Below are 14,484 nucleotides of genomic sequence, written 5' to 3'. Positions count from 1 at the left end.
CTTCATGCGATTTCGCCTTTTCCACCCTTTTGCCGGGCTTTTTGGCCTTGGCTTCTTGCTTGCCGCGTTGGTTCCGGCCAACGCGCAGCTTTTTGAGACCAAGGCCACGCAGGCTTTCATGATCGATGCCGAAACCGGCACGGTGCTGTTTTCCAAGGATGCCGACCAACCGATCCCGCCGGCCTCGATGGCCAAGCTGATGACGATGGAGATGGTCTTCAACGCCATCAAGTCGAAGCGCATGAGCCTCGACGACACCTTCGTGGTTTCGGAAAATGCCTGGCGCAAGGGCGGTGCGCCTTCGGGAACGTCGACCATGTTTGCCAAGCTCAAATCGGCGATCCGGGTCGAGGATCTGATCCAGGGGGTCACCATACAGGCCGCCAATGACGGCTGCATGGTGCTGGCCGAAGGCATGGCCGGTTCGGAAGAGAATTTCGCGGCGCAGATGAACGATCGCGCCCGCCAGATCGGGCTCGCGAAATCGACATTCGTCAATTCGACCGGCCTGCCGGCCGACGGCCAGCAGACGACGGTGCGCGAACTGGCGCAGCTTGGCCTGCATATATGGCGCGAATATCCGGATCTCTATCTCTATTACGGCCGGGCCGATTTCACCTGGAACAAGATCTCGCAAAAGAACCGCAACCCATTGCTGGCCATGGGCATCGGTGCCGATGGGCTGGCGGTCGGGTCGAGTGAGGCGGGCGGTTTCGGCATCGTCGGCTCGGTCAGCCATGACGGGACGCGGGTGATCGCGGCGATGAGCGGATTGGCCAACGACCGCGAGCGCGCCGAGGAAGCGCGCAAGCTGCTTGAATGGGGCGTCCGCTCCTTCGAGAAGACCGAGATTTTCGCCAGCAACGAAGTGGTCGGCGAGGCCCAGGTGTTCGGCGGCGCCAAATCCAGCGTAGCGCTGAAGGCAAAGGCGCCCATCGACGTCCTGCTGCCGATCGCCAACCGCGACAAGCTGACCGCCAGGATCGTCTATCAGGGGCCGGTATCGGCGCCGGTGGAGGAGGGACAGCCCGTCGGCGCGCTGCGCGTCTGGATCGGCGACACGCTGAGCCAGGAAACCCCGCTTTTCGCCGCCGAATCGGTTGGCGTCGGCACACTGCCGCAACGAGCGTTTGATGCCGCCAGGGAACTGGCCGTAGGCTGGCTGCGTTGAGTTCCTGCGGCGTGGACCTTTTCTCGGGCGCGGACTAAGACACCAGCGCAAAGCAGGACAAAGGCCTTTCGATTGGCAAGCGGATTTTTCATCACCTTCGAAGGCGGCGAGGGCGCCGGCAAGTCGACGCAGATCGAGCGGCTGGCCCAGAAGATGCGCGCCAAGAAATACGATGTCCTCCTCACCCGCGAACCCGGGGGGTCACCCGGCGCCGAGGCGGTCAGGCACGTGCTCCTGTCCGGCGCCGCCGAGCCTTTCGGGCCGAAGATGGAGGCGCTGCTGTTTGCCGCCGCACGCTCCGACCATGTCGAGCAGGTCATCCGGCCGGCGGTGGAGCGCGGCTCCATCGTGCTTTGCGACCGTTTCCTGGATTCGTCGCGCGTCTATCAGGGCGTCACCGGCGGCCTCGATCCGGCTTTCATGGAAGCTCTGGAGGAGGTCGCCATCAACGGCATGATGCCGGACATGACGCTGATCCTTGACATTGACCCCGCCGAGGGCTTGCGGCGCGCCGCCGCGCGGCGTGGCGCCGAGGACGGTCCGGACCGCTTCGAAAAGGAGACGCTGGACATCCACCAGCGCCGCCGTGACGCCTTCCTGGCGATCGCAGCGGCCGAGCCGGACCGCTGCATCGTGATCGACGCGTCGGCGCCTCCCGCTGCGGTGGAGGATGTCATCACCGCGGTGGTGTTCGCCGCACTTGAGGCGAGGGCGCCCGCGCGCAACCGACAGGCGGCGCCCGCATGATCTTCGAACGCATCGCTCCCGAGCAGCACGACACGCTGGACGGTGTACCGGAGCCGTCCGAGACGCTGCGCCTGGTCGGCCATGAGCAGGCGGCCGCGATGCTCGCTGCCGCCTATCGCTCGGGAAAACTGCCGCATGCGTTGATCTTTGCCGGGCCGGTCGGCATCGGCAAGGCGACGCTTGCCTTTCACCTGGCGCACCATCTGTTGAAGCATCCGGCCTTCGACCAGGCGCCGGACACGTTTGCCGTTCCCGATCCGGCCTCACCGCTGTTTCGCCAGATCGCCACCGGGGCGCATCCCGGCGTGCTGCACCTGACCCGGCCGCTGAACGACAAGACCAAGAGTTTCAAGACCGTCGTCACCGTCGACGAGATCCGCAAGGTCAACCGCTTCCTGTCGCTGACCTCGCATGACGGCAGCTACCGGGTGGTGATCGTCGATCCGGCCGACGACATGAACACCAACGCCGCCAATGCCTTGCTGAAGAACCTCGAGGAGCCGCCGAGCCGCACGCTGTTCATCCTCATCGTGCATGCGCCGGGCAGCCTTTTGCCGACCATCCGTTCGCGCTGCCAGATGGTGCGGCTGACGCCGCTCGATGCCGGCAGCCTGATGAGTGTTCTGGAGACCGTCGAGCCGCCGCCACCTTCCGATCCTGCTGCGCGCGCGGCACTAGCGGAACGGGCAGGGGGCAGCGCCCGCAATGCGATCCTTCTGACCCAATATGGCGGGCTGGAGATTGCCGGCACCCTCGACGCCCTGGTCACGTCGGGCAAGAGCGACATCGCCGGCGCCTATCGCCTTGCCGAGGCCGTCGCCGGCCGCGACCAGGCGATCCAGTTCGACATCTTCAACCGCCGCGCGCTCGATCTGCTCTCCACCGGCGCCAGTGAAGCCGCGCTGGCTGGGGATCTCGCGCGGGCGAAAACGCTGTCCGACACTTGGCACGAGGCGCTGAACGCCATATCTGAGACCGATACCTACAATCTTGACAAGAAGCAGCACGCCTTGACCATGATCGACCGCCTGAATTCCGCAATGCGAATGTGACCGGTTTCGGCATTGGGGCGGGATGGCAATCGCCGTCTCGATGCGATATCCACCGCTCACATTCATTCGGCCATTCATGACGGTTAATTCATGTCACGCGACACATTCTACATCACAACACCGATTTTCTATCCGAACGGCAAGCCGCATATCGGCCACGCCTATACAGTCATTGCAACCGACGCGCTGGCCCGCTTCCAGCGCCTGGACGGCAAGGACGTGCTCTTCCTCACCGGCACCGACGAACATGGCCTCAAGATGCAGCAGACGGCCGAGAAGGAAGGCATAACGCCACTCGCGCTTGCCGACCGCAACTCGGCGATCTTCCGTTCGATGACAGAGGTCCTGGGCGGCTCGAATGATGACTACATCCGCACGACGGAACCACGCCACTACGAGTCGTGCCAGGCGATCTGGAAGGCGATGGCGGCCAATGGCGACATCTATCTCGACCGCTACAGTGGCTGGTATTCGGTCCGCCAGGAAGCCTATTTCGAAGAGAGCGAAACCACGCTCGGCGACGACGGCGTGCGCCGCGAGCCGCTTGGCTCGCCGGTCGAATGGAATGAGGAGGAAAGCTACTTCTTCAGGCTTTCCGCCTATCAGGACAAATTGCTTGCGCTGTACGAAAGCCAGCCCGATTTCGTCGGTCCGGCCGAGCGCCGAAATGAGGTGATGAGCTTCGTCAGGTCCGGCCTCAAGGACATCTCGGTCTCGCGCACGACCTTCAATTGGGGCGTGCCGGTGCCCGGCGACGACAAGCATGTGATGTATGTCTGGGTCGATGCCTTGACCAACTACATCACCGCTGCCGGCTATCCCGACACCAAGGCCGAGCAATGGCGCTACTGGCCGGCCACGCACATTATCGGCAAGGACATCGTCCGCTTCCATGCCGTCTACTGGCCGGCTTTCCTGATGTCGGCCGGCATCGAACTGCCGAAGCGCGTCTTCGCGCATGGCTTCCTGTTCAACCGCGGCGAGAAAATGTCGAAGTCGGTCGGCAATGTCGTAGACCCCTTCACCATGGTCGAGCATTACGGCCTCGACCAGGTGCGCTATTTCTTCTTGCGTGAGGTGCCATTCGGCCAGGACGGCAGCTACAGCCATGACGCGATCGTCAACCGCACAAATGCCGATCTCGCCAACGGTCTCGGCAATCTGGCGCAGCGCTCGCTGTCGATGATCGCCAAGAACTGCGGCGGCGTGGTGCCGCATCGCGGCGAGCTGACCGAAGCCGACAGCGCGATCCTCGACCAGGCGGTGGAAGCGCTGGGTACCGCGCGCCAGGCGATGGCGGAACAGGGCATCCATCTCGCGTTGGCGGCGATCTTCGGCGTTGTGGCGGAAGCGGATCGCTACTTCGCCTCGCAGGCGCCCTGGGCGCTGAAGAAGACCGATCCGGCGCGCATGGAAACAGTGCTGTGGACGACCGCCGAACTGGTGCGGCGCGTGGCATTGCTGTGCCAGCCCTACATTCCGGGGTCGGCCGGCAAGCTGCTGGACCTGCTGGCGGTGCCGGCGGACAAGCGTGACTTCGCGCATGTCCATGCCGACTATGCGCTGGTGCCCGGCACGGCGCTGCCCGCGCCGGAGGGCGTGTTTCCGCGTTATGTCGAAAACCCTGAGGCGAGCGCCTGATGCTCGTCGACAGCCATTGCCATCTCGACTTTCCGGATTTCACCGAGGAGCGGGCGGCCATCGTCGCCCGCGCCAAGGCTGCCGGTATAGGTCACATGGTGACCATCTCGACACGCGTGAAGCGGTTTGCGCAAGTGCTTGAGATTGCCGAGAGTTTCGACGAAATCTATTGCTCGGTCGGCACTCATCCTCACAATGCCGGCGAAGAGCTGGATGTGACGACTGAGGACCTTGTGCGTCTGTCCGCGCACCCGAAGGTGGTGGCGATCGGCGAGGCCGGGCTCGACTATTTTTACGACAAGGCGCCACGCGATGCGCAGGCGCAGGGTTTTCGCACTCATATAGCAGCTGCGCGCGAGACCGGGCTGCCGCTGGTGATCCATTCGCGCGATGCCGATGACGACATGGCTGCCATCCTCGAAGACGAAACAGGGAAGGGCGCCTTCCCCTTCATCCTGCATTGTTTTTCGTCGGGGCGACGGCTGGCAGAGGTCGGCGTGGCGCTTGGTGGCTATGTGTCCTTCTCGGGCATACTGACCTTCAAGAACTCCGCCGATTTACGCGCCATCGCAGCCGATGTGCCGCATGACCGGCTGCTGGTCGAGACCGACGCGCCGTATCTGGCGCCGGTGCCGTTCCGCGGCAAACGCAACGAGCCGGCCTATGTCGCGCATACAGCCAAGGTGCTGGCGGAGACGGTCGGCGTTGGCGAAGCCGAGATCGCGACGCTGACGACGGCGAACTTCTTCCGGCTGTTCGGCAAGATGCCGCGGCCCGCCGGGCTCTGACGCATGAGCGACCGGCTGCGCCTCACCATCCTCGGCTGCGGCTCGTCACCCGGCACGCCGCGCATCACCGGCGATTGGGGCAATTGCGACCCGGCCAATCCGAAAAATCGGCGTACACGCTCAGCCGCGCTCGTCGAGCGGATAGCAGCCAACGGCGCCAGAACCACGGTCGTCATCGACACCGGGCCTGATTTCCGTGAGCAGATGCTGATGGCGGCCGTCCGGCGCATCGACGCCGTCGTCTATACGCATCCGCACGCCGACCACATCCACGGCATCGACGATCTGCGCGGCTACGTGCTGGAGCAGCGCCATTTGATCGATGTCCATGCCGACCAGCCGACCATGCTCAGGCTGCGCGAAGCGTTCGGCTATTGCTTCGAGACGCCGTTTGGCAGTTCCTATCCGCCGATCGTCAGGCCGCACATCATCGATCACGCAAGGGCGGTGACGATCGAAGGCGAGGGCGGTGCCCTCACCCTCGAGCCGCTGCCGCAGATCCATGGCGACATCATTTCGCTCGGCTTCCGCATCGGCGGGCTGGCCTACTGCCCCGATATAAGCGACTTCCCGGATGCCACCGCCGAGCGGCTGCGCGGCCTGGAAATGCTGGTCATCGATGCCTTGCAGTACCATACCCATCCCAGTCATCTGTCGCTCGGTCAGGCGCTTGGCTGGATTGAAAAACTGGCGCCGAAACAGGCCGTGCTGACGCATATGCATGTGCCGCTCGACTTTGCCACGGTCAAGGCCGAGGTGCCGGCCAACGTCACTCCGGCCTATGACGGCATGGAGATCGAAATTCCCTATGAGTCAGCATGATACGAACAGCTCTTTATAAGGACGTTCGGTTCTTCGGCGCGAAGATCAGCAGCGTTCCAATCCGCTCATAGCCCATGCGGGGATAAAGCAGCGCTCCGGCACGCGTCGCCAACAGCATCGAGCACCGCGACCCATGCGCTTTGTCGTCATGCAGCATTTTGGCCATCAGCGCCTGGCCGATGCCTCGACGCCGGTGCGAAGGCTCGACAAAGATTGCCGAGCACCATGTGGCGCCGACGGCGTCTATGCTGCGCACACGCCCGACGATGGCGTCGCCATCGAGCGCCACATACTGGCGAAACGGCGCATCGTCGCCGAGTTGATCGTCTGGAAGTGGCCGCCTGCGTATGACCTTTCCCAGTTGTGCAGCGCGTTCAGCCGTCCTCACGCGTTCGATAGAGACGATTGCTGGCGGGTCTGGAATTTGGCGCAGCGACTGGACGAAAAAGCCTTCCGTCCGCAGCAGCCGGTAGCCGAGCGCCTTGTAGGCAGTTCGCGTCGGTTCGTCCGGGCCGTCATTCGCGATCACGACCGAAACGGCAAAGCTTGGCCGCGCATGCTGCCGCACGATGGCATCGGCTTCCTCGGCGGCGACGTCATGGACGATCCATTCTTCGCCACGGTAGTCGCGTGCATTCTTGCGCTCGGCATCGCGCATCAGCCACAAGGGTCCGACGCGGCTGGCCTCGTAGGGAAAGGAACGGCTCTTGTCGGTGCTGAAGCCGTGCACGAACACTTCGATCGCCGCTTCGATGTCACGCTTTGCTGTCGTCATCGACACAGCGTAGCGTTGGCCATCGGCTCAAGGCAACACGCGTCGATCATGCCAAACCCGTGAAAATCGCAGCAATTTCCAGCTTCAGTCTAATGCACAAGTTCCATAATCTATCTTATGCGACTTTCATATGTGGCTGCTGCTTCCATTACGGACGTGCCAATATACGCCCTGCTGACTGAGATGCGGGCCGGCGGCTCTGATTGCTTGGCGGGAGGAACGTTGACGAAGCAGTGGCGAAATGAGTTGGCGTGGTCTTCATTTCTCAAGGGATGGCGCCTTTCGCAAAGGCCTCGACTTCCTGCTCGACCGGCCCGCGCCGGGATAACGAACAGGAGCGTCATCCCGAAAAGCTTTCCAGGAGGCCGCTGAAGGCTGCTGCGATTGCAACAAGATGGAAGACGCCAAGGGCCAGCCATCTGGAGCCGCCGGCGCCCGCAACAAATGCCCCATAGGCAGGAAACTGCAGCGCAGCCAATCCGATGGAAAGGCTGGTGATAGTTGTGTTGGTCAAAAGCGTTGCCAGCATGGGGACCGGATAGAGAAGTCGCGCCAGCACATAGTCGCCATGCCCGGCCCCGGCCGAATAGAGCGCCAGGAAAAAGGCGACCGGCGTGACGCCGAGGCCGACAAGGAACCCTGCCCGCGAGGAGAATTTTGGCGACGTCATCTGGCCATGGCCATGGCGGCCGGTGGGTCGCCGCCGGGTGGCAGTGGTACGGGAGCGTATCCGGAATAGTCGGCGCGCAGGCGTGCCAGTCCGTTCGAACAGGACCGGAGCGCATCCTCCAGCATGAACATGTTCGCGAGCGGCATTGTCGCTTTGACAACGACGACCACGCCGCTGATTTCCCGACTCCGGATCAGGCCCCGGCGGCTGTGCAGTTCGGCGATGATTTTGTCGACATAGGCCGCCGACGTGTTCACCTCGACTTGCATGATCGGCTCGAAGAGCTGCACGCCCAGCTTGGGAGCGGCTTCACGGAAGCAGGCTCGGTCGGCGATCTCGAAAGTCAGGGGCGAGGAATCAGTATCGTGATACGCGCCGTCGATCAGCGTTGCCTTCACGCCAAGCATCGGGAAGCCAGCAAACGGGCCTGAAGACAGAATGTTCCGCAGCCCCTTTTCGACGCCCGCAACATATTCGTTCGGAAGCGCACCGTCGGCGACCTTGGACCCGAAGACGAAGTCCCAGCTACCGCCATTCGGCTCGAACGCAATCTTGACGCGGGCGAACTGACCCGTACCACCGGACTGCTTATTGTGCGTGTAGTCCTGCTCGTGCTTACGGGTGATCGTCTCGCGATACGCTACCTTGGGCGCGCCGACATTCACCTCAATGCGAGACTCGCGGCGCAGGTGGTCGATGACTATGTCGAGGTGGAGTTCGTCCCTGCCGGCGACGATCGTCTGGCCCGATTCCGCATCCTGCTTGACGTGCAACCAGGGATCCTCGTCCGCCAGCTTCGACAAGGCAGTAGCTAGCTTCTCCTGATCCGCCCGCGACTTCGGCTCGATCGCGATTTGCAGCAGAGGCCAGGGCGCGGCAGACTTTTCTATCATGACGCCATGGTTGCAGATCGATCCGATGACCGCAACGGAGGGGTCTACGCCCGGCCGGCCGCCCTGCCCGTCCCTTTCGCTTCCTGACTGTGGACGCGCGCCAGGAAATCGCGCACCAGCGGAAGTGCCTCATCGAAATGCGTTTCGAGCAACCAGTGGCCGGCGCCATCGATCAGATGAAGCTCCGCTTCCCGCAAATCGCGCTGGTAGGCATGCGCCGATTGTGCCGGCATGTAACCATCCTCGGGGCCCCAGACGATGAGCGTTTGCGGTTGGTGCTCGCGCAGATAGCTCTGATAGCGCGGGAACCAGCCGAGGTTCGCCTCCAGCTTCTCCATCAGGCCGACCGCGAGCCGCCGGCGGATCGGCGTGTCCATCAAAGGCCAGTGGAGTTTCCAAAGATCGGGAGGCACGCGCTCGGCTACAGCGTAATCCACCTCTCCGACAAACTCGTGCCGGAAGCCCTCCTCGCTTACCGCCTCTTCCAACGGCCGGTGCTTTTCGGGCGTCTTTTCCTTCCAATAGGCTTTTATCCCAGCGTATTTCGGCCCGAGAACATCCTGGTATATATCGCCGTTCTGGATGATGAGTGCCGCGATGCGCTCGGGATGTGCGATGGCGTGGCGCAGTCCGATCTGAGAGCCATAATCGTGCAGCCAGAGCGCATAGCGCGACGTGCCGAGCGCATCGGCGAAAGCTGTCAGAAACCCGGCATAGGCATCGAAATCATAGCCAAAGTCCGACATTTCGGGCGTGCCGCTGTAGCCAAAGCCGGGAAAGTCCGGCGCGAATGTATGCCAGCGATCGGCAAGTGCCGGCATCAACCGTCGGAATTGATAGGACGAGCACGGATAGCCGTGCGGCAGGAGAAGGACGGGAGCATCAGGCGGGCCGTCTTCGCGATAGAAGATGCTGTTTCCGTCAATGTCGATCCGGCGATGTTGCAATTATACCTCCTTGCTCAAAGCTTGCCCGCCACTTTGTTTACGGCGCTCGGGCAAGAAGGTTCCCTTGAAGTCAGGGCGTGACGGCTTCCGGCTCTCCATTGCCCGACAGGATCTGCAGCGTTCCGCGCGTGGCGTTGCGGAACGCATCGTCGAAACTGACGCCACGTACCTGCCAGCGATACTCCTTATCCTTGAAGCTGAGCCGCCAGTCGCCGACCCAGCCCAGCGCTTCCTGGCGCCATACCAAAGTGCCGGCAAGCAGGGCGTCCCCATCCAGCGTGTTGGCCACGTCGGCGAGCGCGACGTCGGACGGCCGAGGCAACTCCAGCGGCAAACCGGTCCGGTGCGCCGCGTCCGCCAGCGCAACGCGCATATCCGCCGCAAGCTCGCCGCCGCCATCGCGCACCAGCGTGAAGCCGTCGCCTTTCATCGGCCTTACATCCAGCAGTGCGACCATTTTTGGCCGCGGCACCGCCCACGGTTTGCGCCCGAGCGACGCCAGCAAGGCATTGATCTTGTCCGGGTCGAAATCGGCGGTGATGTAATGCGGCCGGTCGTGGGTGCCCTGCTCGTCATGCGGCGGGCGGTTGTTGAGCAGGTCGCGGTAGCCGACACCAGTGACATAGTCGGCCGCGTGCCGGCTCATGTCCGCAACACGCGGGTCGCCGATCAGCCGCGGGTCGCCGGAAACCTTGACCAGCACCTCTTCAAGGCACGGCGCCAGGCCCCAGGCCCGGTTCTCCTCGCCAGTGCCGCTGGTCACCGATTGCGCGCGGTAGAGGCTGGCGCGGTCGATGTCGGCGGCAGCGACCGGAAAGACAATCAGCACAGCCAGCGCCGCTGCCACAAAGCCCAATTTCAAGCATCCAGGCACCCGCCGACCCTCCCGAACGGTCCGGAACATCCGTTGGAGCCATACTCCTGATCATCAGGGAATTTCAAGGTACCGCCCATCAAGGCGTATCGCCGACGATGCGCCGGTGTACGCCGTCCAGGCTCTCGGTGAGCGCCTCGAACATGTTTCGAGCCGTGAGTTCGCGAAGAACCTGTTCGTTGATGCCGCCGCGCGTCGCATAGTCCTGCGCCAGATGCATGAAGTCGGCATCCGGCGACATATCAGGAGCGCATCCCAAGGCTTTGAAAAGTGAGGCGATGTAATCGCGCCCCTTCCCTTCCTCCACGCCATTCCTCTTGAGCCAGCTGTTAATCGTATCGAGATATCTGAAGTAGCTGGCATAGGTTGCGGTGGCCACGCTCAACGCGTTGAATTCGGCTGGGTTCTCGACCTCGATCACTTTCCCCAGATTGCCGAACAAGGCAGCGACAGTGGCATCCGGCGGGCAGATGATCGTTGCCCCCAGCCGGTGGGCGATCATCGGCATGGGCAGCGCTTTCGTCACCTGGTGCGCGGGTGCGGTCAAGCGGGCAATCTCCTCGCGCGGCAGCGTGGCGATCAAGCTGATGAGGTGATGCTCGCGCCGAAACCGCAAACCCGGCAGGACGTCATGCGCAATTTGCGGCCGGACAGCCAGCATGACCAGGTCGCATTGATCGAGAACCGCCTGATTGTCATCAGCGATACGCACATCCGGATAACGGGCTGCCAGCTCTGCGGCGATCTCTTCATTGCGCGGCGACAGCAGCACGGAGACGGAGTTATCCGCGACGGATTTGAGCCCGCTGACAATGGCCGCTGTAAGGGCACCCGTGCCGATGAAGCCAAGTTTCATCGCGCCTGTCTCTGGTTCATCGGTCACAGCGGCGCATGCTCGAGCCGTACCTGATAGCTCAGCACGCGCTTTTCACCGGGCGCGATCAGCATCACGCCCGGCTTGTCCGCGAACTCGCCATCGAAATCCACGGGGCTGGCAAGCCCGTGCCAGGGTTCGATGCACAGGAACGGAGCGCCGCCCGGCTTCGACCAGATGCCCAATTCCTTAAAACCCTGCCACGACATCTCGATCGCCGCACCGTTCGCGGCGGCATAGCGCACGCTGGTGCTGGCCGGCCGGTCGAGGATCACGGCGTCTGCCTCGAACAGTTGTTCGGAAAGCGCCAGCGTTTTGCCTTCGATAGGCGTCGGCCGCGGTGCAGCCAGCACCAGGCCATCCTTCAGCCGGCGGATCGGCGCCGGCTCGTCCTGGGCAAAGGTCAGGTGGTAGTCTGTCTTGGCGAGCCCCGGCTGCAATGGCCAATTGAAAGCCGGATGTGCACCGATGGAGGCTGGCAGCGTCTCGTCGCCGGTGTTGGCAATCTCGAAGCTCACACCAAGTTCGCGACGCTCGAGGGTGTAGGTGATGGCAAGGCGAAAGGCGAACGGATAGCGCGTGCGTGTATCGGCATCGTCGGTCAACACCAGCGTGCAGGATCGGGGGCTCGCGTCAGCCCACACAAATGGCTTGTCGCGGGCAAATCCGTGCTGCGTCAGGGGATAGACCCGGCCCCGATGGCGAAGCTGGTCCCCCTTCAGCCGGCCGACGATCGGAAACAGCACCGGCGAATGCCGCCGCCATTCCGGCCCGGCCTGCCACAAAAACTCCAGACCCTCGGCATTGCGCAAGGAGACGAGCTCGGCCCCCTGCCCGACAATGGTTGCCGAGATGCCGTCGCCCTGAAGCGTCACTTGTTCCATGCGTTCTCGCGGAAAGCTGCGTGCGAGCGGCAGGTTAGCAAAAGCCCGCATGGACTCAAGGGCGCAGCGACATCGCGCTGATAGAGGAGCGATGTCTCCACGCCAAAACGACAGTGGCCGGAGATTCTCCTCCGGCCACTGCGAGATCGAGATTGTTGCCTTGCTACGGTTCGACTATTCGCGTTCGCCGGTGAAGTTCAGCAGCAGCTGGAAGATGTTGACGAAGTTCAGGTAGAGCGACAGCGCGCCGAAGACGGCGAGCTTCTGCTGCGATTCCGCGTCGAAATTCTCAGCATACTGTTCCTTGATCGTCTGCGTGTCCCAGGCGGTCAGGCCAACGAACACCGCGATGCCGATCACCGAAATGGCGAACTGCAGCGCGGTCGAGCCGAGGAAGATGTTGACGACGCTGGCGATCACCACGCCGATCAGACCCATGATCAGGAACGACGAGAACTGGGTCAGGTCGCGCTTGGTCGTGTAGCCGTAGAGGCTGGTGGCGCCGAACATGGTGGCGGTGATGAAGAAGGTGCGCGCGATGCTGGTGCCGGTGAAGACCAGGAACACCGAAGCCAGCGACAGGCCCATCACCGCGCAGAAGGCCCAGAACATCAACTGGGCGCTCGCCGCCGACATCGTCTGCATCTTGAACGAAAACAACAGCACGAAGGCGAGCGGCGCCAGCATCACCACCCATTTCAGCGGGCTGGAAAAGATCGGCACGTAGAGGGCCGGCGTCGAGGACACCACCATGGCAACGATGCCGGTGACGACGAGGCCGATGCCCATATAATTGTAGACGCGCAGCATGTGGCTGCGCAGGCCCTCGTCATAGACGGCGCCGGCGCGCGCGCCAGTGCCCATGCGGTATCCGAGGTCAGGGGTATTCATTGCGGGTTCTCCTTATGTGGTCTCAGTAAAGCGTCTTGATCAGTAAAGTGTCCTGATCAGTAAAGTGTCTTGGCAAGCGTCTCGGCGGTGCGGTCGAGGTCGTGGACATCGCTGCGCGCGACGACCGCGTACGCGACCTCGCCGATCTGGAAATAGGCAGAGGAGATGTCGCCGGAGGGCGCGATGGCAGGCTTGACCACGTCGAAGGTTCCGGGCCGGATCGCAAACAGCGAGACCAGCCCCATATCCTTCGTCTCCAGCGCCACCTCGACGCTCGGCCCGAAGCGCGACGGATAGATCTGGACGTCGCGGACCTTCCAGTCCTTGGGCAGCGATGGCATGACGATTGCGGTGGCGGCGCGGATTTCGTCGCCATTGTAGTTGGGCGCCTCCAGCTGCGAGGGCATCCGCTCGCGCATGAGCGTCGTCTTGTGCGCCCGGATCGCTTCTTCGACATAGGCGGGCGGCGGCGGCGAAGCCACGACCTTGGTCACCAGCAGCGGCCCGAAGAGGCCGTTCGCCAGCCAGCCGGCAGCGACAAAGATGGCGACCGCGGCCGCCCGCTGCAGCACGGCGAAGACGCGGCGACTGGCCAGCCCCCTGCCCAGCCGGCGCGCGACTTCAGTCGTCGCCGGCCGCGCCATGCCTGTGGAAGCAGCCAGCGCCAGGCGCAGTTCGTCGCGCGTCCTCAAGTCGGACATCACCCGCGCCGCAGCCTCCGGACGAGCCGACAGGAACGCCTCGACCTCGATGCGGCGCGCGACATCCAGCTGGTCGTCGACATAGGCGTCGAGATCGGTATCGGTCACCGGGTCCCGCAACAGGTCGGTCATGACGGGTCTCCCACGATCCTCAGATGGCTTTTGGCCGGCGAAGGTGCAGCGTTTTCCATCTCGCGCAGTGCTGCGCGCGCCCTGCCGATACGCGACATCAGCGTGCCCAGCGGCACCCCGCTGGCGTCGGCGGCCTGCTGGTAGGAAAGGCCCTCGATGGCGACCAGATGCAGCGCCGAACGCTGCTCCTCCGGCAGACTGAAAAAGGCCTCGCGCACCTGCGCCAGTCGCACGGAATGTTCCTGCGGCGCCGGCGTGCTGGCATCGGTGAGATAGCCGGCCTGCTCGACACGCGCTGATTCCGACCGGCGCGAGCGCATCTTGTCGATGAAAGCGTTGTGGACGATCGACAGCAACCATGCCCGCAGATTGCCGCCCGAGCGGAATGTGTCGCGCCGCTCGTAGGCGCGCACCAGCGCATCGTGCACCAGATCCTCGGCGTCAGTGCCGTCGCGCGTCAGCGAGCGTGCGTAGCGCCTGAGCGAACCCAGCTGTCCGACAATATCGAAGCGTGGCATCGACCGTTTCATGCCCCGTTTACGAAACAGGCGGGGATCTTAATCCATCGCCACCAAAACTTTTTTGCGTCGCCACAATAGGCATCATGCAATCAGAAGTCCGC

General features: G+C 63.2%; 15 protein-coding genes and 1 pseudogene. 6 read left to right on the top strand and 10 right to left on the bottom strand.

The window, feature by feature from the left end; translation table 11 throughout:
* Positions 1–4 precede the first annotated feature (4 nt).
* The 6 genes from X726_RS159370 (at position 5) to X726_RS159395 (ending at position 6,221) form a co-directional block, all read left to right on the top strand.
* Positions 5–1,171: a D-alanyl-D-alanine carboxypeptidase family protein gene (locus X726_RS159370; protein ID WP_023668950.1), complete on the top strand. Its 1,167-nt coding sequence runs from the start codon at positions 5–7 to the stop codon at positions 1,169–1,171.
* A gap of 72 nt (positions 1,172–1,243) precedes the next feature.
* Positions 1,244–1,918: a dTMP kinase gene (tmk, locus tag X726_RS159375; RefSeq protein WP_023668949.1), complete on the top strand. Its 675-nt coding sequence runs from the start codon at positions 1,244–1,246 to the stop codon at positions 1,916–1,918.
* Positions 1,915–2,970, top strand: coding sequence for a DNA polymerase III subunit delta' (locus X726_RS159380; protein ID WP_023668948.1), 1,056 nt, complete (start codon positions 1,915–1,917; stop codon positions 2,968–2,970). Before tmk ends, X726_RS159380 begins: the two co-directional genes overlap by 4 nt.
* Before the next feature lie 90 nt (positions 2,971–3,060).
* A complete protein-coding gene (metG, locus tag X726_RS159385; protein WP_023668947.1) occupies positions 3,061–4,611 on the top strand; it encodes a methionine--tRNA ligase in 1,551 nt (516 codons plus the stop codon).
* A complete protein-coding gene (locus X726_RS159390; protein ID WP_023668946.1) occupies positions 4,611–5,399 on the top strand; it encodes a TatD family hydrolase in 789 nt (262 codons plus the stop codon). The genes metG and X726_RS159390 overlap by 1 nt, the downstream gene beginning before the upstream one ends.
* Before the next feature lie 3 nt (positions 5,400–5,402).
* On the top strand, positions 5,403–6,221 hold the full coding sequence (locus X726_RS159395; RefSeq protein ID WP_023668945.1) for an MBL fold metallo-hydrolase: 819 nt from the start codon (positions 5,403–5,405) through the stop codon (positions 6,219–6,221).
* 13 nt (positions 6,222–6,234) lie between these two features.
* Here the strand turns inward: X726_RS159395 and X726_RS159400 are convergent, their stop codons facing one another.
* The 10 genes and pseudogenes from X726_RS159400 to X726_RS159445 all read right to left on the bottom strand — a co-directional run bounded on the left by X726_RS159400 (position 6,235) and on the right by X726_RS159445 (position 14,380).
* Positions 6,235–6,996: a GNAT family N-acetyltransferase gene (locus tag X726_RS159400; RefSeq protein WP_023668944.1), complete on the bottom strand. Its 762-nt coding sequence runs from the start codon at positions 6,994–6,996 to the stop codon at positions 6,235–6,237.
* A 340-nt stretch (positions 6,997–7,336) separates the two neighbouring features.
* Positions 7,337–7,666, bottom strand: coding sequence for a hypothetical protein (locus X726_RS159405; protein ID WP_023668943.1), 330 nt, complete (start codon positions 7,664–7,666; stop codon positions 7,337–7,339).
* Positions 7,663–8,580 (bottom strand): annotated as a pseudogene (fusA, locus tag X726_RS159410) (elongation factor G); the annotation flags it as partial. The pseudogene fusA and the gene X726_RS159405, both read right to left, overlap by 4 nt.
* A gap of 23 nt (positions 8,581–8,603) precedes the next feature.
* Positions 8,604–9,506: an alpha/beta hydrolase gene (locus tag X726_RS159415; RefSeq protein WP_023668941.1), complete on the bottom strand. Its 903-nt coding sequence runs from the start codon at positions 9,504–9,506 to the stop codon at positions 8,604–8,606.
* Between the two features lie 70 nt (positions 9,507–9,576).
* Entirely contained in the window at positions 9,577–10,353 is a 777-nt protein-coding gene (locus X726_RS159420) for a DUF2066 domain-containing protein (protein ID WP_245263066.1), read from the bottom strand.
* Positions 10,354–10,459: 106 nt separating this feature from the next.
* Entirely contained in the window at positions 10,460–11,236 is a 777-nt protein-coding gene (locus X726_RS159425) for a pyrroline-5-carboxylate reductase (protein ID WP_023668939.1), read from the bottom strand.
* 23 nt (positions 11,237–11,259) lie between these two features.
* Complete coding sequence (locus tag X726_RS159430) at positions 11,260–12,138, bottom strand: aldose 1-epimerase family protein (protein WP_023668938.1); 879 nt, start codon at positions 12,136–12,138, stop codon at positions 11,260–11,262.
* A gap of 174 nt (positions 12,139–12,312) precedes the next feature.
* Positions 12,313–13,029, bottom strand: coding sequence for a Bax inhibitor-1/YccA family protein (locus tag X726_RS159435; protein WP_023668937.1), 717 nt, complete (start codon positions 13,027–13,029; stop codon positions 12,313–12,315).
* 56 nt (positions 13,030–13,085) lie between these two features.
* Positions 13,086–13,862: an anti-sigma factor gene (locus X726_RS159440; RefSeq protein WP_023668936.1), complete on the bottom strand. Its 777-nt coding sequence runs from the start codon at positions 13,860–13,862 to the stop codon at positions 13,086–13,088.
* The gene (locus X726_RS159445; RefSeq protein WP_023706555.1) at positions 13,859–14,380 is read right to left on the bottom strand and encodes a sigma-70 family RNA polymerase sigma factor; all 522 of its coding nucleotides are present in this window, start codon (positions 14,378–14,380) and stop codon (positions 13,859–13,861) included. Before X726_RS159445 ends, X726_RS159440 begins: the two co-directional genes overlap by 4 nt.
* Positions 14,381–14,484 lie beyond the last annotated feature (104 nt).

This window comes from Mesorhizobium sp. LSJC285A00, assembly GCF_000503155.1.
Lineage (GTDB): Bacteria > Pseudomonadota > Alphaproteobacteria > Rhizobiales > Rhizobiaceae > Mesorhizobium.
This window is presented reverse-complemented; position numbering and strand designations above follow the sequence as displayed.